Here is an 18751-nt window from a genome sequence, read left to right as displayed (position 1 = left end):
CTGAGTCGGGCCGGCCGGCCGGATCCGGCACCGCGCGGGACAGCTGTCCGGCGGCGAACGGCAACGGGTCGCGATCGCCCGTGCCGTCGTGGGCCGGCCGGCGGTGCCGTCGGCCGACGAACCGACCGGCAACCTCGACCCGGATCGACCAGCTCGGCGAGCAGGGCAACCTGCTGACCGTGGCGTCCGGGCAGTCGATCAACGGCCGCGAGGTGCCGCTGCCGGTCACGGCCGCGCCGATGATCGCGCGCATCCCGCCGGTCCGGACGGTCACGGCCGTGGGCAGTGTCCGCAACGTGACCGTACGGCGCAGCCGAGCCATCCCGGCGGTGCAGACCGGCGGCATGAACGTGCTCGCCGCCCAGCCCTCGCTGCCGGCGGCCGTCTCGGCACGGCTGCTGCTCGGCCGCTACCTCGACCGCCGGGCTCTATCCGGCGGCCCGGCTGTCCCCGGTGGAGGCTCTCCGCACCCTGTGACACTCAGGGCTTGCGGCCGACCCCGCACAGCACGTCGAGGGGCCGGGCTTCATCGGCGTCCGGCCGCCACAGCGGCGCGGAGGTCACTCCGGGCTCGACCAGCTCCAGCCCGGCGAAGAACCGGGCGAACTGGTCCCGGCCGCGTAACACGTACGGCGGGTTGGCCTGTTCGTTCCAGATCTTCTCCGCCGCGCCGTGCTGCTCGCTGCGGGATCCGTCGAGGGCGATGAGGTAGCTGCCCGGGGCCAGGGCGGCGAGGTAGTCGCCGACCATCGTGACCGCCTCGTCGTCGTCCACGACGTGGCCCAGGATGCCGGACATGATCAGCGCGACCGGCCGGTCCAGGTCCACTGTGCCGGCCGCCTCGGCCAGCACCGTCGCTGATTGCCGGCCGTCGGCGTGGACGTAGCGGGTGGCGCCCTGCGGTGTGCTGGTGAGCAGTGCCCGGGCGCGCGCCTGCACCAGCGGGTCGACGTCGACGTAGACGACCCGGGACTCCGGCGCCAGCCGTTGGGCCACCTGGTGGACGTTGTCGGCGGCCGGCAGGCCGGAGCCGACGTCCAGGAATTGCCGGATCCCGGCTTCGGTGGTCACATGGCTGACCGCGCGCACCAGGAAGGCGCGCGACGCGCGGGCGTTCTCGACGATCTGCGGGAACGCCTGGCGGATCTGGTCGCCCACCTGCCGGTCGACGGCGAAGTTCTCCGTCCCGCCCAGCCAGTAGTTCCAGATTCGCGCGGTCTGAGGTTCGTCCGGTTCATCGGCCATCGTCAGTGATTCTCGCGGCCGGCGCCAGGCCGGACAACCCCGTTCCGTGACGGATTCCAAGCGCTTTTGTGGGATTCCCACAAAAGCCGGGCTCCGGCATGCGCGATCCCGGCATTGTTGTACCCGCCGGTAATCAAGGAAGGTAGAGATCAGGTGGAGGCGGCGCTCCGGGACCCGGACGTCGCCTTCTGTGCGTTGTGCTTGGGAGGCTCAGCCGGTGTTCAGTCGTGTCGCCATCGTCAACCGTGGAGAGGCCGCGATGCGGCTCATCCATGCTGTCCGGGACCTTTCGGCGGAAACCGGGACGCGGATCGAGACGATCGCCCTGTACACCGATTCGGACCGCACCGCGACGTTCGTCCGGGAGGCCGACGAGGCCTACCTGCTCGGGCCGGCCGCCGCGCGCCCGTACCTCGACCTCGCCGTGCTGGAGCGGGCGCTGGTGGAGACCCGGGCCGACGCGGCGTGGGTCGGCTGGGGCTTCGTCGCCGAGGACCCGGCGTTCGCCGAGCTCTGCGAGAAGGTCGGGGTCACCTTCGTCGGGCCCAGCGCGGAGGCGATGCGCAAGCTCGGCGACAAGATCGGCGCGAAGCTGATCGCCGAGGAGGTCGGCGTCCCGGTCGCGCCGTGGAGCCGCGGCGAGGTCGCCACGCTCGAGGACGCGCTGCGCGCCGGTGACCGGATCGGTTACCCGCTGATGCTCAAGGCCACCGCGGGTGGCGGCGGGCGCGGCATCCGGATGGTCGCCTCGGGTGAGGATCTGGCTGAGGCGTACGAGCGCACGAGCCAGGAAGCCCTGCGCGCGTTCGGCTCCGGTGTCGTCTTCCTGGAACGCCTGGTCACCGGGGCCCGCCACGTCGAGGTGCAGGTCATCGCCGACGGGCAGGGCACCGCGTGGGCGCTGGGCGTCCGTGACTGCTCCGTGCAGCGGCGCAACCAGAAGGTCATCGAGGAGTCGGCCTCCCCGGTGCTCTCGCCGGACCAGACCGCCGAGCTGAAGGCGTCGGCCGAGCGGCTCGCCGTGGCCGTCGGTTACCGCGGCGCCTGCACGGTCGAGTTCCTCTACCACCCGGGCGAGAAGCTGTTCGCCTTCCTCGAGGTCAACACCCGGCTCCAGGTCGAGCACCCGATCACCGAGATCACCACCGGCACCGACCTGGTCCGGCTGCAGCTGCACGTGGCCGGGGGCGGCCGGCTGACCGGTCCGCAGCCGGCCGAGTCGGGCCACGCCGTCGAGGCCCGGCTGAACGCCGAGGACCCGGACCGCGACTTCGCCCCGTCCCCGGGCCGCATCGCCCGGCTGGTGCTGCCGGCCGGTCCCGGCATCCGGGTGGACACCGGGGTCAGCGAGGGCGACACCATCCCGGCCGACTTCGACTCGATGATTGCCAAGATCATCGCGTACGGCCGTGACCGCGACGAGGCGCTGGGCCGGCTGCGCCGCGCGATGGCCGAGACCACCGTGATCATCGACGGCGGCACCACCAACAAGAGCTTCGTGCTGGACCTGCTGGACCAGCCCGAGGTGATCGACGCCAGCGCCGACACCGGCTGGATCGACCGGGTCCGCGCCGAGGGCCGCCTGGTCAGCCACCGGCACTCCGCGATCGCCCTGGCGGTGGCCGCGATCGAGGCCTACCAGGACGAGGAGGAGGTCAGCCGGCAGCGCCTGCTGGCCACCGCGCACGGCGGCCGGCCGCAGGTGCAGCACGAGATCGCCCGTCCGCTGGACCTCAAGCTGCGCGGCGCCTCGTACCGGGTGAGTGTCGCCCGGGTGGGCCGGCAGCGTTTCCGGGTCGGCGTCTCCGGCGGCGGCGACATGCGCCCGGCCGACGTCGAGGTGGAACGCTTCGACGCGCACAGCGGCCGGGTCGTGGTCAACGGGCACCGGTTCCGGCTGGTGTCGGCCACCCACGGCCCGATCCACCTGGTCGAGGTCGACGGGGTCACCCACCGGGTCAGCCGCGACGAGGGCGGCGTCGTGCGTTCGCCCGCGCCCGCGCTGGTGGTCGCCACGCCGCTGGCGGTCGGGGACGAGGTCGAGGCCGGCGCGCCGATCCTGGTGCTGGAGAGCATGAAGATGGAGACGGTGCTGCGGGCGCCGTTCCGGGCCCGGGTCCGCGAGTGCCCGGTGTCGGTCGGCAGCCAGGTCGAGACCGGTACCCCGCTGATGCGCCTGGAGCCGCTGGCCGAGGAAGGCGCCGAGGAGCAGGCCGCGGGGGCCGGCGACACCGTCGAGGTGGACCTGCCGGGCGAGCCCGCGCACGTGTCCGCCGCCGACCGCGTCGAGCGTGGCCTGCAGGATCTGCGCAGCCTGCTGCTCGGCTTCGACGCCGACCCGCAGAACCGCAAGCGCCTGCTGACCGGCTATCTGGCCGCCCGGGCCGAGCTCGGCGACCAGCCGCTGGCGGGCGAGCTCACCGTGCTCGGCGTCTTCGCCGACCTGTCCGAGCTGAGCCGCAACAAGCCGGCCGGTGACGTGGAGGTCGAGCCGGGCAGCCCGGTGCACAGCCCCCGCGAGTACTTCCACAGCTACCTGCAGAGCCTCGACGTCGAGCGCGCCGGTGTCCCGGAGACGTTCCAGGTCAGGCTCCGGCAGATGCTCGGGCACTACGGCGTCGGCGACCTGGACCGTACGCCCGAGCTGGAGGCCGCGGTCTTCCGCATCTTCCTGGCCCAGCAGCGCATGTCGACCGACGTCGCCGTGGTCTCGGAGCTGCTGCGTCAGTGGCTGACCGGGCCGCCGCCGGCCGAGTCGCTGAGCGAGCGGGCCGGGCTCACCCTGGAGCACATCGTCGAGGCCACCCAGGTGCGCTTCCCCGCGGTGGCCGACCTGGCCCGCGGGGTGGTGTTCCGCTGGTTCGTCCAGCCGCTGCTGCGCCGCAACCGCGCCAAGGTCTACGCCGCGGTCCGCGGGGATCTGCGCTATCTGGACGACCACCCGGACGCAGCCGACCGTGCCGAGCGCATCCAGGCCATGGTGGCCAGCGCGGAACCGCTGGTGCGGCTGATCGGCCAGCGGATGGGCCGGTCCGGCCGCGACCACGCCGTGCTGCTGGAGGTGCTGACCCGCCGCTACTACGGCAACCGCGGCCTCTCCGAGGTGACCGCCCGGGACATCGCGGGCTGCCGGTTCGTCACGGCCGTGCACACCGGCTCCGAGCGCGTGACCCGCGTGGTCACCACCGCCGTGGACATCTCCGCGCTGCCCGACGCCCTCGGCGCGGTCGGCACACTGGCCGCCGATGTCGCGGAGCGCGGCCTGGTCGCCGACCTCTACGTCACCTGGGAGGGCCAGCCCGACGCCGACGCGATGGCGGTGCGGCTGGGTGAGCTGCTCACCGACCGTCCCCTGCCGGCCGGTGTCCGCCGGATCACCACCACCGTCGCCGGCACCAGCGGCGCGGTGATGCACCACCACTTCACCTTCCGGCCCGACGGTGCCGGCTTCGCCGAGGACAGGCTGATCCGCGGCCTGCACCCGCAGATCGCGCGGCGCCTGCAACTGCAGCGGCTGCGCGAGTTCGACCTCACCCGGCTGCCCTCGGCCGACGAGGAGATCTACCTGTTCAAGGCGGTCGCCAAGAGCAATCCGGCCGACGAGCGGCTGTTCGCGATGGGTCAGGTCCGCGACCTGACGCCGCTGCGCGAGTCCGACGGCCGGCTGGTCGCGCTGCCCGCGGTGGAGGACGCGATCACGGCCGGACTGGACGCGATCCGCAACATCCAGGCGCAGCGCCCGGCGAACAAGCGGTTCGACACCAACCGGATCATGATGTACGTCTGGCCGGCCACCGAGCTCACCAGCGACGAGCTGAACGCCCTGGTCCAGCGCATACTGCCGACCTCGGCGGGGGCGGGGCTGGAGGAGGTCCAGTTCGTGGCCCGGCAGAGCAACGCCGCCGGCGAGCTGGCCGAGGTCGCCGTACGGATCACGCTGGACCCCGGCCACGGCGCGCAGCTGCACGTGGACAAGCCGTCGACCGAGCCGGTGCAGCCGCTGGACGACTACCGCCAGAAGGTGCTGCGCGCGGCCCGGCGCGGCAACGTCTACCCGTACGAGCTGACCGGCCTGCTCGCCGGGCCGCAGGGCAGCTTCGTCGAGCACGACCTCGACGCGAGCGGCGCGCTCGTGCCGGTGGAGCGGCCCAAGGGCCGTAACTCCGCGGCGATCGTCGCGGGCGTCGTGACCACCCCGACCGAGCGGTACGCCGAAGGCGTCACCCGGGTCGTGCTGCTCGGCGACCCGACCAAGGCCCTGGGCGCGCTGTCGGAGCCGGAGTGCTCGCGGGTGATCGCCGCGCTGGACCTGGCCGAGCGGATGCGGGTGCCGCTGGAGTGGTTCGCGCTGTCGGCCGGCGCGCGCATCTCGATGACCTCGGGCACCGAGAACATGGACTGGGTCGCCGCCGCGCTCAAGCGGATCGTCACGTTCACCCAGCAGGGCGGCGAGATCAACATCGTCGTCGCGGGCATCAACGTCGGCGCCCAGCCGTACTGGAACGCCGAGGCGACGATGCTCATGCACACCAAGGGCATCCTGGTGATGACGCCGGACTCGGCGATGGTGCTCACCGGAAAGCAGTCGCTGGACTTCTCCGGCGGCGTGTCGGCCGAGGACAACTTCGGCATCGGCGGCTACGACCGGGTGATGGGCCCGAACGGTCAGGCCCAGTACTGGGCACCCAGCCTGCCGGCGGCCCGCGACGTGCTGATGACGCACTACGACCACACCTACGTCGTGCCCGGCGAGAGCGGGCCCCGCAAGGCGCGCACCGACGACCCGGTCGACCGCGACGTGTCCTCGTTCCCGCACACCTACCCCGGCAGCGACTTCGCCACCGTCGGGCAGATCTTCTCCACCGAGCACAACCCGGACCGCAAGAAGCCGTTCGACATCCGTACGGTGATGCGCGCCCTGGCCGACCAGGACCACCTGGTGCTGGAACGCTGGGCCGGCATGGCCGACGCGGAGACCTCGGCGGTGCAGGACGTGCACCTCGGCGGGTGGCCGGTCTGCCTGATCGGCATCGAGTCCCGCTCGGTGCCGCGGCGCGGTTTCCCGCCCACCGACGGCCCGGACACCTACACGGCGGGCACGCTGTTCCCGCGCTCGTCGAAGAAGACGGCCCGGGCGATCAACGCGGCGTCCGGCAACCGGCCGGTGGTGGTGCTGGCCAACCTGTCCGGCTTCGACGGCTCCCCGGAGTCGATGCGCAAGCTGCAGCTGGAGTACGGCGCCGAGATCGGCCGGGCGATCGTCAACTTCGACGGCCCCATCGTGTTCTGCGTGATCTCCCGCTACCACGGCGGCGCGTTCGTGGTGTTCTCCAAGGCCCTGAACCCGACCATGACGGTGCTGGCGCTGGAGGGCTCGTTCGCCTCGGTGCTCGGCGGCGCCCCGGCGGCGGCCGTGGTGTTCTCCGGTGAGGTGAACACCCGTACCGCGAACGACCCGCGGGTGACCGAGCTGCAGGCCCGGATCGCGGCGGCCACCGGTGCCGAGCGGGCGGCGCTGAACGCGCAGCTGGGCGAGGTGCAGTCGGCGGTGCGCTCGGAGAAGCTGGGCCAGGTGGCGGCGGAGTTCGACCGGGTACACAGCATCCAGCGCGCGGTCGAGGTCGGCTCGGTCGACGCGATCATCAAGGCGGCCGAGCTGCGGCCCCGCATCATCGAGGCCATCGAGCACGGCATGAAGCGCTGAGGCAGGTGAACCGGCCGCGGACCTCTCGGTCCGCGGCCGGTTCGTCAGGCCCTGGGCCGGCGGCTCAGCGCTTGAGCGTGAAGGTGAAGTCGCCGGAGAGCCTGCCGCTCAGCCGGACCGCCGAGACGAGACTGCCCTCGGCGATCAGTCCGGCCACCTCGGCCCGGGTGAAACCGAAGCCCTCGGCGATCAGGCGCACCGGCCGGACCGGGATCGGCGCCGTGAAACGGACCGCGACCTCGATCGCTTCGCCGTCGGGCTGATCCGGCCCGCCGGTGTCGAGGCGCCAGGCGCCGTCCCAGTCGAGGGCGATGCGATTGCGGCGCCACACGAGCGGATCCAGCAGCAGCTCGGCTGTCAGACCCGCATCGTTGTCGTGCAGCCGGTCCAGGATCTCCGGGCGTACGGAACGCACGGTTGCCCGTTCCAGCACGGTGAGCTTGGTGGTGTCCCCGCAGCCGGTGCACAGCGCGAGGAGCCAGACGTCGATGAGCTTGTGGTTGGCGTTGACGCGGAATCTGCCGCTGGCCCGAAAGCGCCCGGAGGCACACCTGTGGCAACGGCGGATGACGAGGGGCAGACGGGTGGGCATGACCACCCAGTTTCTGGACATGGAGATACACCGGTCCCAGTGAGAAGTCCGCAGCGAAAAGGCGCACGTCGCACAGCGGCGACGCGCGATGTATCAGCGCTCAGGAGGTCTCACAGGACGTACAACGGCATGTCCTCACCGGGGAGACAGGGGCGGGAGCACGGTATCGGCGTACGGGAGCGCGCCTCCACCGGTTTTCCGCAAGCTCACAAGGACTGTGCTCCGTGCAAGGCGTTGATGCTGTCCGCCTCGGTATAGCGGCCCGCGGTGCGGAAGAACACGTGCGTACCGGCCGCCCAGCCCGCGGTGGCGCGCATCTGGCGCCGCAGCGGGCTGAAACCGGGCTCGGTACGCTCCACTTCCTCGACGAGGGAGTGGAGCCGGTACGCATAGGCCTCGACGACGGTAACGGCTGATCGGAGAGCCGCAGTCAGGGGAATCTCATGGTGGGCGGCCAGCACGAAGACGAAATTGCAGAGGTCGAACTGATTGGCGCAGGCCAGATCTTTCGGCGCGCCGAGGATGTCGTTGTCCAGGCCGCTGATGAGAGAGACCAGAGATGCTGTCTCACGCAGGAGCAGGTCGACCGGACCTCCCGTCACCCACTGGTGCAGCGCGATCATCGGTCCGATGCTGTTTCCGTCCTGGCGCAGGGCCAGATAGGCGGAGGGGTCCGGTAGCCGATCCTCACGCAGGTACCGCTGCTGGCGCGCCATGCTTCGCAAACTGGCGGCGACCTGGTCCGCGACCAGGGGGAGGCAGCCGGTGGCGTCCAGTTTCTCGATCTGCTCCCGCACGACGTCGAAGCATCGGGCCGTCGCGGACTGGTCCGGCCGGGGGCCCTGCTGCCGGCGCAGGATCCGGTCGGCGGTGAGCCCTATCTCGTGGAGCGAGGATCCCTGTTCCGCGACGCCGTCGTCGGCCGCGGTCACGAAGGCGAAGAGCATGGCCAGCGGAAGCCACAGTTCCGGGTCGCCGTCGGGCGCGCACAGCCGGACACCCCGGCCGCACTCGAGCGCGGCGAGTTCCTGTCGAGTACTCCCGTCGAAGAGGCCCACCTTCAGCACCCGATCGAAGACTTCCATATCGAACGGGTGATGCCGTGGGACGTCAGGGACGGGGAAGAGCGCATCCAGCCGGGCCCGCGCCCACGGCATGAGCGCATGCAATTCCTCGGATTCGCGTTGCCACCGAGAATGGAGATCGCTGGTTCGAGGCACGGGTACTCCTCTGTCGGTGAGCCGGTCTCGATACATTCGCGACATTAGGGCACGCACTGCGGGAGCAGCGGACGGTCTGCGGGCCGGGGTCTCGAACGGGCACCACATCGAGCCTTTCCGGCCATCCGCGGGCGGACGCTAGGACGCCGCCGGCAGGGTCACCGTCACGACGAGGCCGCCCTCGTCGCGGGGCACCGCCCGCACGTCCCCGTCGTGCGCCCGGGCCACCGCGCGCACGATCGACAGGCCCAGCCCGACGCCGGGCCCGGCGAGCCGGTCGGTGCCGAGCCGGCGGAACGGCTCGAACAGACCTTCCACCTCGTAGCGCGGCACCACCGGCCCGGTGTTGCTGACCTCCAGGGTCGCCAGCCCGTTCCTGGCGTACGTGGCCACCCGCACCCAGCCGCCGGGCACGTTGTGCCGGACCCCGTTCTCGACGAGGTTCTGCACCAGCCGTTCCAGCAGCACCGGGTCGCCGACCGTGGCCGCCTCGGCCAGCTCGGCCTTGATGTCGGGCCCGCTGACGTGCGAGGCGATGTCGGCGAGGTCCACGTACGCGCGCTCGGTCAGCTCGCGCTCCGAGCGGGCCAGCAGGAGCAGCCCGTCGATGAGCCGGCCGTGCCGGTCGTTGATCGCCAGCAGGGTGGTGCCGAGCTGCCGTACCTCCGGTGACGCCGGCTCCTGGTGCAGGGCCACCTCCAGCAGGGTCCGGTTGAGGGTGAGCGGGGTGCGCAGCTCGTGCGACGCGTTGGCGATGAACCGCCGCTGGCCGTCGAACGAGCGGTCCAGCCGGGTCAGCATCAGGTCGAAGGTGTCGGCCAGCTGCTTGATCTCGTCGTCCGGGCCGGCCAGGGCGATGCGCTCGTGCAGGCCGCGGTCGGCTGCCGGGGACTCGGCGATGCGCCGCGCGGCGTCGGTGATCCGGTGCAGCGGCTGCAGCATCCGCCCGGCGATGAGCCAGCCCAGCGCGATCGCGGCCGCCCCGACCACCAGCAGCGCGATGCCGCCCTGGGTGATCAGCGCGGACAGCGCGTCGTCGCGGGTGTCCTCGACGACCCGCTGGAAGATCACGTCCGGTCGGGCCAGCTCCGGCGGTGGTGGCTGCCCGGCCATGCTGCCGCCGGTGATGAGGGCCTTGGCCGGTAGCTGCTGCTTCACCAGGACGTAGGTGAAGCCCAGCAGGACGACGCCGGCGGCCAGGAACAGGCCGCCGTACACCAGGGTCAGCCGGCCCCGCACGGTGAGCTTCATCCGATCCGATACCCCACTCCCGGCTCGGTGAGCAGCACCGGCGGATTGCCGAGCTTGCGGCGCAACTTCAGGATCGTCATCCGTACGGCGTGGGTGAACGGATCCGCGTTCTCGTCCCAGGCCTTCTCCAGCAACTGCTCGGCCGAGACCGCCGTACCGTCGGCACGCAGCAGCTCGGCCAGCACGGCGAACTCCTTGCGGGACAGCGGCACGTACCGTCCGTCGCGGAAGACCTCGCGCCGGTGCGGGTCCAGGCTGATCCCGGCCCGGCGCAGCACCGGCGGCGCGGCCGGCCGCGACCGGCGGCCCAGCGCCGCGACCCGGGCGGCCAGCTCGCGGAAGGCGAACGGCTTGGGCAGGTAGTCGTCGGCGCCCAGGGCCAGCCCCTCGACGCGGTCGTCGATGTCGGCCGCCGCGGTCAGCATGATGATCCGCGGGGTGGCGTCACGCCCGGCGAGCTGCCGGCAGACCTCGTCGCCGTGCACGCCCGGCAGGTCCCGGTCGAGGATCACCACGTCGTAGTCGTTGACCCCGGCTCGTTCCAGCGCGGCGGCGCCGTCGTAGACCACGTCGACCGCGTGGGTGTCGTGGCGCAGACCCGCCGCGACGGTGTCGGCCAGCAGCGGCTCGTCCTCGACCACCAGGATGCGCATGCCTCCATGGTGACGCAAGGTCACGTCACCTGGGCGTCACGGTTCGGCGTGACGGCCGGGAAACCCGCCGGGGACTTCACTGCTTCCCGTGGCGGCCGCCCGGCCGCCGACGAGGAGACGACGATGCGGACCACCAGGATCCTGGCTCTCGGCCTGCTGCTGACCATGGCGGCGGCCGGGTGCGGGAAGGCGACAGACGGCGACCAGGTCGCCTCGGCGGGCGGTGCGCCGAAGGCGAGCGCCGGCGCCACGGCCACCGGGGACGAGGACGCGCCCCTGAAGTTCTCCCAGTGCATGCGCGAGCAGGGCATGAGCTGGTTCCCCGACCCGAATCCGGGCGGCGGGCTCCAGATCAAGATTCCCAAGGGTACGGACAAAGCGAAGGTCGACGCGGCGATGGCGGCCTGCAAGCAGTGGGCGCCCGACGGCGGCGACCGGGGCAAGGCGGATCCGGAGCGGCTCGAGCAGGGCCGGCAGCTGGCGCAGTGCATGCGCGACAACGGGGTGCCGAACTTCCCCGACCCGCAGGCCGACGGCAGCATCCGGCTCGACGGGGACAAGATCGGCTCGGGACCCGGCGACCCGGCCTTCGACAAGGCCGACGAGGCGTGCTCGAAGTTCCGGCCGAGCGGTCCCGGTGGTCCCCGGACCGAGGAAAGGAGCGCGGGATGAGCCGGCGGACGGTCTACGCCGCCGCGGCTGTGGCGCTGACGGCGGGTGCCGCGGCCGCCGTCGTGGTCGCCCTGCCGGACGCGCAGGAGCAGGCCGAGGCGTCCGCGCCGGCGGCCACGGCGGTGGTGAAGAAGGAGACGCTGGTCGACACCGAGACCACGGACGGCGAGCTGGGGTACGGCGACCCGACCGCGCACGCCTGCCGGGTCTCGGGCACCGTCACCGCACTCGCTGCCGAGGGCGCGACGGTGACCCGCGGCAAAGCTCTGTACCGGATCGACGACGACCCGGTCGTGCTGCTGTACGGATCCCTGCCCGCGTATCGGACGTTGTCATCGGGGGACACGGGCAGGGACGTCAAGCAGTTCGAGCAGAACCTGTGGGCCCTGGGCTACCGCGGCTTCACAGTGGACCGGACGTACTCGTCGGCGACCGCCTCGGCCGTACGGGACTGGCAGGAGGACCTCGGGCTGGCCGAGACCGGGACGGTCGACCCGGCCCGGATCGTCTATGCGAGCGGCGCGGTCCGGGTCGACAGCCGCGCGGCCGAGCCGGGTGACGTCGTACAGCCCGGCACCGATCTGCTGGAGACGACCGGCACCGGCCGGGTCGCCACTGTGGAGCTCGACATCTCGGATCAGCGGCTCGCCCGCAAGGGCGCGGCCGTGCGGGTGACCCTGCCGGACGGCAAGGAGGTCGCCGGCACGATCAAGGGTGTCGAGACCGTGGTGACGCCGGCGGAGGGCCAGCAGGAGGCGTCGACGAGCCTGTCGGTGACCATCGGTTTCGCCCGGGCTCCGGCCGGTCTGGACCAGGCGTCGGTCAGCGTCGAGTTCACCGCCGCGAAGCGGCCCGGCGTGCTGACGGTCCCGGTCGCGGCGCTGCTCGCGCTGGCCGAGGGCGGGTACGGGCTGGAGGTCGTCGACGGCGGCGCCGGCAGCATCACCGCGGCGGAGACCGGCCTGTTCGCCGCCGGCCGGGTCGAGGTCTCCGGCGGCGGCATCGCGGCCGGCACGACGGTGGGCATGCCGTCATGACGGTGATCGAACTGTCCGGCGCGACGAAGTCCTACCCCGGCGGCGTCACCGCGCTGGACGGGGTTGACCTGAGCGTCGAGTACGGCGAACTGGCCGCGGTGGTCGGCCCGTCCGGCTCCGGCAAGTCGACGATGCTGCACCTCATCGGCACCCTCGACCGGCCGTCGGCGGGCACGGTACGGATCGACGGGCACGACGTGTCCCGGCTCTCCGACCGGCAACTGTCGGCGTTGCGGGCGCGCCGGATCGGCTTCGTGTTCCAGCAGTTCCACCTGGCTCCCGGCCGTACCGCGGTGGCGAACGTGGCCGACGGCCTGCTGTATGCGGGCGTACCCCGCAAGGAGCGGGAGCGGCGCGCCGAGGCCGCGCTGCACCGGGTCGGTCTCGGTGCCCGGCTCGGGCACCGCCCGCACCAGCTCTCGGGCGGGGAGCGGCAGCGGGTCGCGATGGCCCGGGCCGTGGCCGGGGATCCGGCCCTGCTGCTGGCGGACGAGCCGACCGGCAATCTGGACTCGGTCGCCGGGGCCGGGGTGGTGGAGCTGCTGCGCGAGTTGCACGCGGCGGGCACGACCGTCGTGGTGATCACCCACGACCGGGAACTGGCCGCCGGTCTGCCCCGGCAGATCTCGATGCGCGACGGGCGGGTGAGCTGACCGTGGGCGCCCTGCTGACACCGGCCCGGCTGCGGCTCTCCGACCTGATGCGGGTCGGCCTGTCGGGCCTGCGGGCCCGGCCGCTGCGCGCGGTGCTCTCCTCGCTGGGCATCGCGATCGGCATCGCGGCGATGACCGCGGTGGTCGGCATCTCGTCGTCCAGCCGCGCCGACCTGGACCGGGCCCTGGCCGCCCTGGGCACCAACCTGCTCACGGTCGGCCCGGGCAACACCATGTTCGGCGACGACGCGACGCTGCCGGACGAGTCCGTGTCGATGATCGAGCGCATCGGGCCGGTGCACGCGGTGGCCGCGACGGGCACGGTCCCGGACACGGCGGTGTACCGGACCGACCGGATCCCGGCGGCCCAGACCGGCGGCATCTCGGTGGCCGCGGCCCAGCTCGACCTGCCCTCGACCGTGGGCGCCAGGCTCACCTCGGGGTCGTGGCTCAACGCGGCGACCGCGCGGTATCCGGCTGTCGTGCTGGGGGCCACGGCGGCGCGGCGGCTGGGATCCGTGCCGTCGGTCTACCTGGGCGGACGGTGGTTCACCGTCACCGGGGTGCTGGCGCCGGTGCCGCTGGCGCCGGAGCTCGACTCGGCGGTCCTGCTCGGCTGGCCGGCGGCGGCGTCGTACCTGGGCTTCGACGGGCACCCCACGACCGTCTACACCCGGTCCGACGACGCCCAGGTCACCGCCGTGCGGGACGTGCTGGCGGCGACGGCGAACCCGGAGAACCCGGACGAGGTCAAGGTCTCCCGGCCCTCGGACGCGCTGCAGGCCCGGCAGGCCACCAATCGGACCTTCACCCAGCTGCTGCTGGGGCTGGGCGCGGTGGCGCTGCTGGTCGGGGGGATCGGGGTGGCCAACACGATGGTGATCTCGGTGCTGGAACGCCGCGCGGAGATCGGGCTGCGCCGCTCGCTCGGGGCGACCCGGGGCCAGATCCGCGTGCAGTTCGTGGCGGAGTCGTTGCTGCTGTCGCTGGCCGGCGGGGCCGGGGGAGTGCTGCTGGGTTTCGCGGTCACAGCGCTCTACGCGACGACGCAGTCGTGGCCGACGGTGGTCCCGGTGTGGGTGCTGCTGGGCGGGGTGGCCGCGACCGTGGTGATCGGGGCGGTGGCGGGCCTGTACCCGGCGATCCGGGCTGCCCGGCTGGCGCCGACGGAGGCGCTGGCCTCCTCCTGAGGTCGGCTGCCCGCCGGCCGCGGACGCCGCGAGCGTTCGTCGTGCCGGCGGGCGGCCTAGATTGAGGTCATGTGTGACAGCCCGACCGTCGCCGTCCACCTGCTCGCCGACCGACCCGATCTGGTGGTCCCGGTCGCCCGTCTGCGCTGGCAGGAGTGGGGTACCGAACCGGGCCGGCAAGACCTGCGATGGTGGATCGACGTCACCGGTAGCGAAGCGGGCCGCACCGCACCGCACGTCGCTTTCGTGGCTGTCAGCGAGGCGGACGAAGCGGTCGGAGCCGTCAGCATCGCCCCGGCCGACCTGCCTGAGCGACCTGCTCTCAGCCCCTGGGTCGTCGGGATGATCGTGCAGGCCGATCGTCGTGGCAGCGGAATCGGCGGAGCCCTGATGTCGGCACTGCAGCAGTGGGCCGCCGTATCCGGGATCAGCCGGCTGTGGGTCGCGACCGGCGGACCGGCCGTCGAGTTCTACCGCCGGTGCGGCTGGACAGTCGCTGAGGTACTCGACCGGGACAACGGCGAGCAGGCCACCATCCTCACCGTGCGGCCCGGAGAACCGACTCGGAGCTGAGGCACCCCGGCCGGGTGACACCGGCGGCCGGTGCCGTGGTGGTCGGCGCACTTCCGGCGGATAGTCACCGGTATGGACGCAGACTCCCGGCAGGAGGCGGCCCGCGCCGCGCGCCTCGACGATCGCGAACGCCGGCTGGACCGCCTCGAGGAGCGACGCAACGCCGGCCACGAGGCCCGGGACCGCCTCGCCGACCAGCGGGAACAGCGGGCGGACCGACGGGACGTGGCGGCCATGGAGGACCTTCTGCGGTCCGGGGCCGGGCCGGCTCAGCCCCGCGCCGACCCCGGCGACTGACCCGGCGCTCACTCCGCCTGGTCGAGGAAGGCCAGGGTGACCGCGGCGAACAGCGGGGACAGGAACAGGTTGTAGTGGGTGAGTCCGGGCAGGACGGCCAGCGCGTGCCCGCCCTTGGGCCGGGACCCGCCCAGCCGGCCGCCGCGGCGTTCACCTGGCCCTGCTGCTGCAGGATCTCGGGGTAGACCGGGCCCGCGGCGCGAACTGATCGCTTGCCGGGCCGCCGGGGATGTCCGCGCGGGTGACCGTCGTGCCGACGGCGAAATGGGCGGCCATGGGGATAGGACCGGCGCCGGCCCCCGAATTCATCGCTGCCCGCGCGACGAAGATCGCCGTGCCGCACCATGGGTGGGTGAGATTCGCCTTACCGGCTCTGCGCCGGGAGATCACCGTCGTGGGTCCGCGGGCCCCCGACGACGTCTGGGACCGCTATGTCCGCCCTCAGCGCTGGCCCGAGTGGTCACCCCAGATCCGATCGGTCGACTACCCCGGTGAGCTGCTCGCGCCCGGCACCACCGGTGTCGTGCACGGGCCGGCCGGCCTCCCCGTGCCCTTCCAGATCATCGGCGTGGACGCCGCGGGTCCGGTGCGGACCTGGTCGTGGACCGCGTCGGCCGCCGGCGTGAAACTGACCCTGCTGCACACCGTCGAGGCCGCACCCGCCGGTACGCGGACCGGCCTGACGGTCGTCGGGTTCGCGCCGGCCGTAGCCGGATACCTCCCGATGGCCTGGTGGGCGTTGCGCCGTCTGGTGCGCTGAACGCGGGGCGAACGTCTGCGCGTCTATGCTCCGTCCCGTGACCATGGGTATGGGCGGTATGGATCTCGACGACGTGCTGCTCGACGCCGAGCGGGCGGCCCCGGTCGACGCCGTACGGGCGGTGACCCGCAAGATCGGGATGAGCCTCGGCGCGGTGTGGGTTTCGTTCCTGGTGGCCGACATGAGCGGCCGTGCTCTGGTCCGGCTGATCCACCTGCCGTTCGGCGCTGTGTCGGGCGAACGCCGGCAGGACGAGGACGTCGCCCTGGTGCAGCCGTTCGACGGTGGCCCGCAGGAGCAGGCGCTGCGCACCCAGCGGGTGCTCGTCGAGCAGACCGGTGACCGGTTCGTCGTGCGGGCGCCCGTGACCCAGCGCGGGGAGGCGATCGGCCTGCTGGAGATCGCCTTGACCGCCGCGCCGGGCGAGGACGCCGTGCGGCGGGTGTCGCAGGTGGCGCACACCCTGGCCTTCGTGGTGATCGCCAACCGCCGGCACACCGACCTGTTCGAGTGGGGCCAGCGGACCACGCCGTTCACCCTGGCTGCCGAGATCCAGCGGCGTCTGCTGCCGTCGTCGTTCACCTGCGAGGCCGACTCGTTCACCCTGGCGGCCTGGCTGGAGCCGGCCGCGAGCATCGGCGGTGACACGTTCGACTACAGCCTCGCTCGTGACCTGCTGCACCTCAGCATCTCCGACGCCGTCGGGCACGGCGTGCACAGCGCGCTCACCGCCACCCTCTGCGTCGCGGGGCTGCGCAACGCCCGCCGGCGCGGGCACTCCCTGATCGAGCAGGCGGAGGCCGCACACCAGGCGCTGCTCGACAACGCCCCGGACGGGGCCGCCTTCGTCACCGGCATCCTCGGCCGGCTGGACCTGCGTACCGGATCGCTCGCGGTCGTCAACGCCGGGCATCCCGCCCCGCTGCTGGTGCGCGGCGGTGTCGCGCAGGCCGTCGCGCTGCCGGTGAACCGGCCGTTCGGCGTCCGGAGCGCCCGGGCCTACCAGGACACCGAGCTCGAGCTGCAGGAGGGGGACCGGCTGGTCATGCTCACCGACGGCATGCTGGAACGCGGCGCTGCGGCGCTGGACCTGCACAGCCGCCTGCAGGACCTGAGCGAGCTGCACCCCCGGGAGCTCGTCCGGGTGCTCGGCGACCTGGTCCTGGAGGTCGCCGGCCCGCACGGCACCCTGCCCGACGACGCCTGCATGCTGGTCCTCGACTGGCACGGCGGCCACGGCGACACCCGCAGCACCGACGCCGGTGCCGACTTGCGGCGGGCCAGCGACTCCGCGGCCTGACCCACCCTCAGGGTGACGCGGCAGAAAATCTATGTGGTGGCGGCTAGACTTTCTGGCAGGGTCCCGTTAACGTTTCTCGGGTCAAGAGCGGGCAACGACGAAGACGCAGACGCAACCGCCCGTCACCGGGCGCAGAAACAAGGCAACGAGCAGGGCCGATGCACCTTCAGGGCTCCGCTCGGCAAGAGCAGGACGCAGGCTGTACGTGGCCGGGGCCAGGAAGTCGCGTGGGGTTCCGCCACCAGCCGGCGACAGCAACAGGGAAGTGCACGGCAAGCAGAGGAAAGGGAGGGTCGCACACCGTTGGATCGCCCGCCGGCGGCCGCAGTCACGGGCCCGACGCGGACACCGCAGTATCCATCGCACGAGAGGTGGTCTCCGGTCACGCTGACGCGATCCTCGCACCCGTTGCTCTCACTGAGCGCCGGTGCGGAAAAGACAAGCCGGCGTCACCGCCGGTAGATGGTGTTTCTGGTCCATAGCCCCGGGCCCCGGCGCGCGAGCGCCGGGGCCCTCGTCATCGCCGCAAGGGCGGTGATCAGCCGGTGGGCAGCCGCAGGGGCTCGCGCACGGTGACAGCAAACCGGACGACAGTGGCGGCATCGCGCCGGACGATCGACAGCGCGTCGCACAACTGCTGGGCGATCCACACGCCACGGCCGCCGGCCAGGTCCTGCGCGGGCGGGCGATAGCCGATGAGCGGGTCGGCCATGCCGTGGCCGTCGTCGGTGACCTCGCAGGTCACGGTGCCGTCGTGGGTCCACACCCGCAGCTCCCGCCGCCCATGGCCGTGGCGGATGCTGTTGGTGACGATCTCGCACATCGCCAGGATCAGATCGTCGCCGCGATCCAGGCCGGCCCAGCCCGCCGCCGCGAGCAGGGTGGACACGGCAGTGCGGGCGGACGCGACGCCGCCGGTGACGTCCATGCTCAGGGCCGGCGGCCCGCTGACCGGCGGCATCGGCTCGGGCACGCTGCGGAGGAACTGCTCGGGGGTCAGGTAACCGGCGCTGGGCGACCGCCACGGAAAGGTCGCCGGATGGGTACGCCGGGCATCGTCCAGCAGTGCCGGCGGGAGTTTCCGGGTGTCGTACGGGCAGACGATCCAGGCCGGCGCCTGCGCGAACACGTCGTTGAGCGCGGCCTCGTACCGGGTCCAGGTGGGGTGGTGGGGGCGGGCGCCGAAAGCGACCTCACCGATCAGGCGCATCCTCTTGTGCCCGCGGGCCAGGGCCTCGGTGAGCAGGCGTTGCCACCCGGCCACCGTCGTCGCGGGCCGGCGGTACCACTCGTCGCGGTCGATGAACGTCACTGCGGTGGCGTCCGCGCCGAGCGCGTCCCGCAGGAGGGCTATGTTGCCCGGGGTCACCGCTGCGACCAGCGCTTCGTCCCGCTCCAGCCCTTCGCGGGCGAACGGTGCGAGCGCCGCGGCGAACTCGTCGTCACTGCCGTAGAACATGGCGTCATGGGTCAGCGTGGCGGGGAGGGGCATCGGTCACTTCACCATGATCAACTGGGCATCCGGGAGCGGGTGGTACCAGGACGCAACGGTACACCCGTACGCGAAGAGTTTTCCTGCCGTCCATCGGGCCGCGAGCGCTTCG

At 72.5% G+C, this 18751-nt stretch carries 15 protein-coding genes and 1 pseudogene; 10 read left to right on the top strand and 6 right to left on the bottom strand.

The window, feature by feature from the left end:
- Nucleotides 1-4 precede the first annotated feature (4 nt).
- Nucleotides 5-139 (top strand): annotated as a pseudogene (locus tag Aau02nite_RS27535) (ATP-binding cassette domain-containing protein); the annotation flags it as partial.
- A 341-nt stretch (nt 140-480) separates the two neighbouring features.
- On the opposite strand, the gene Aau02nite_RS27530 reads toward Aau02nite_RS27535, so the two are convergent.
- Nucleotides 481-1245 carry an SAM-dependent methyltransferase gene (locus Aau02nite_RS27530; RefSeq protein WP_212991488.1) on the bottom strand — a complete coding sequence of 255 codons (765 nt, stop codon included), beginning with the start codon at nt 1243-1245 and terminating at the stop codon, nt 481-483.
- Nucleotides 1246-1462: 217 nt separating this feature from the next.
- Between Aau02nite_RS27530 and Aau02nite_RS27525 the strand changes: the two genes are divergently transcribed.
- Nucleotides 1463-6949, top strand: coding sequence for an ATP-binding protein (locus Aau02nite_RS27525; RefSeq protein ID WP_212991487.1), 5487 nt, complete (start codon nt 1463-1465; stop codon nt 6947-6949).
- Nucleotides 6950-7013: 64 nt separating this feature from the next.
- Here Aau02nite_RS27525 and Aau02nite_RS27520 read toward each other — a convergent pair whose 3' ends face one another.
- The 4 genes from Aau02nite_RS27520 to Aau02nite_RS27505 all read right to left on the bottom strand — a co-directional run bounded on the left by Aau02nite_RS27520 (nt 7014) and on the right by Aau02nite_RS27505 (nt 10665).
- Nucleotides 7014-7562 carry a DUF1062 domain-containing protein gene (locus Aau02nite_RS27520; RefSeq protein ID WP_212991486.1) on the bottom strand — a complete coding sequence of 183 codons (549 nt, stop codon included), beginning with the start codon at nt 7560-7562 and terminating at the stop codon, nt 7014-7016.
- A 185-nt stretch (nt 7563-7747) separates the two neighbouring features.
- Nucleotides 7748-8761, bottom strand: coding sequence for a terpene synthase family protein (locus Aau02nite_RS27515; RefSeq protein ID WP_212991485.1), 1014 nt, complete (start codon nt 8759-8761; stop codon nt 7748-7750).
- A 138-nt stretch (nt 8762-8899) separates the two neighbouring features.
- Nucleotides 8900-10012, bottom strand: coding sequence for a sensor histidine kinase (locus Aau02nite_RS27510; RefSeq protein ID WP_212991484.1), 1113 nt, complete (start codon nt 10010-10012; stop codon nt 8900-8902).
- A complete protein-coding gene (locus tag Aau02nite_RS27505) occupies nt 10009-10665 on the bottom strand; it encodes a response regulator transcription factor (RefSeq protein ID WP_212991483.1) in 657 nt (218 codons plus the stop codon). Before Aau02nite_RS27505 ends, Aau02nite_RS27510 begins: the two co-directional genes overlap by 4 nt.
- A gap of 6 nt (nt 10666-10671) precedes the next feature.
- On the opposite strand from Aau02nite_RS27505, the gene Aau02nite_RS27500 reads away from it, so the two are divergent.
- The 8 genes from Aau02nite_RS27500 to Aau02nite_RS27465 all read left to right on the top strand — a co-directional run bounded on the left by Aau02nite_RS27500 (nt 10672) and on the right by Aau02nite_RS27465 (nt 17147).
- Nucleotides 10672-11337, top strand: coding sequence for a hypothetical protein (locus Aau02nite_RS27500; protein ID WP_212991482.1), 666 nt, complete (start codon nt 10672-10674; stop codon nt 11335-11337).
- Nucleotides 11334-12374, top strand: coding sequence for an efflux RND transporter periplasmic adaptor subunit (locus Aau02nite_RS27495; protein ID WP_212991481.1), 1041 nt, complete (start codon nt 11334-11336; stop codon nt 12372-12374). The genes Aau02nite_RS27500 and Aau02nite_RS27495 overlap by 4 nt, the downstream gene beginning before the upstream one ends.
- Nucleotides 12371-13027, top strand: a complete 657-nt coding sequence (locus Aau02nite_RS27490) for an ABC transporter ATP-binding protein (RefSeq protein ID WP_212991480.1) — start codon at nt 12371-12373, stop codon at nt 13025-13027. The genes Aau02nite_RS27495 and Aau02nite_RS27490 overlap by 4 nt, the downstream gene beginning before the upstream one ends.
- 47 nt (nt 13028-13074) lie before the next feature.
- A complete protein-coding gene (locus Aau02nite_RS27485; RefSeq protein WP_212991587.1) occupies nt 13075-14217 on the top strand; it encodes an ABC transporter permease in 1143 nt (380 codons plus the stop codon).
- 69 nt (nt 14218-14286) lie between these two features.
- Nucleotides 14287-14790: a GNAT family N-acetyltransferase gene (locus Aau02nite_RS27480; RefSeq protein ID WP_212991479.1), complete on the top strand. Its 504-nt coding sequence runs from the start codon at nt 14287-14289 to the stop codon at nt 14788-14790.
- A gap of 72 nt (nt 14791-14862) precedes the next feature.
- Nucleotides 14863-15087, top strand: coding sequence for a hypothetical protein (locus Aau02nite_RS27475; protein ID WP_212991478.1), 225 nt, complete (start codon nt 14863-14865; stop codon nt 15085-15087).
- Between the two features lie 352 nt (nt 15088-15439).
- Nucleotides 15440-15847, top strand: coding sequence for an SRPBCC family protein (locus tag Aau02nite_RS27470; RefSeq protein ID WP_212991477.1), 408 nt, complete (start codon nt 15440-15442; stop codon nt 15845-15847).
- A gap of 43 nt (nt 15848-15890) precedes the next feature.
- Nucleotides 15891-17147 carry a PP2C family protein-serine/threonine phosphatase gene (locus Aau02nite_RS27465; RefSeq protein WP_212991586.1) on the top strand — a complete coding sequence of 419 codons (1257 nt, stop codon included), beginning with the start codon at nt 15891-15893 and terminating at the stop codon, nt 17145-17147.
- Nucleotides 17148-17685: 538 nt separating this feature from the next.
- On the opposite strand, the gene Aau02nite_RS27460 is transcribed toward Aau02nite_RS27465, so the two are convergent.
- Nucleotides 17686-18639 carry a sensor histidine kinase gene (locus Aau02nite_RS27460; RefSeq protein ID WP_212991476.1) on the bottom strand — a complete coding sequence of 318 codons (954 nt, stop codon included), beginning with the start codon at nt 18637-18639 and terminating at the stop codon, nt 17686-17688.
- Nucleotides 18640-18751: the final 112 nt, after the last annotated feature.

Source organism: Actinoplanes auranticolor (assembly GCF_018332655.1).
GTDB lineage: Bacteria > Actinomycetota > Actinomycetes > Mycobacteriales > Micromonosporaceae > Actinoplanes > Actinoplanes auranticolor.
This window is presented reverse-complemented; position numbering and strand designations above follow the sequence as displayed.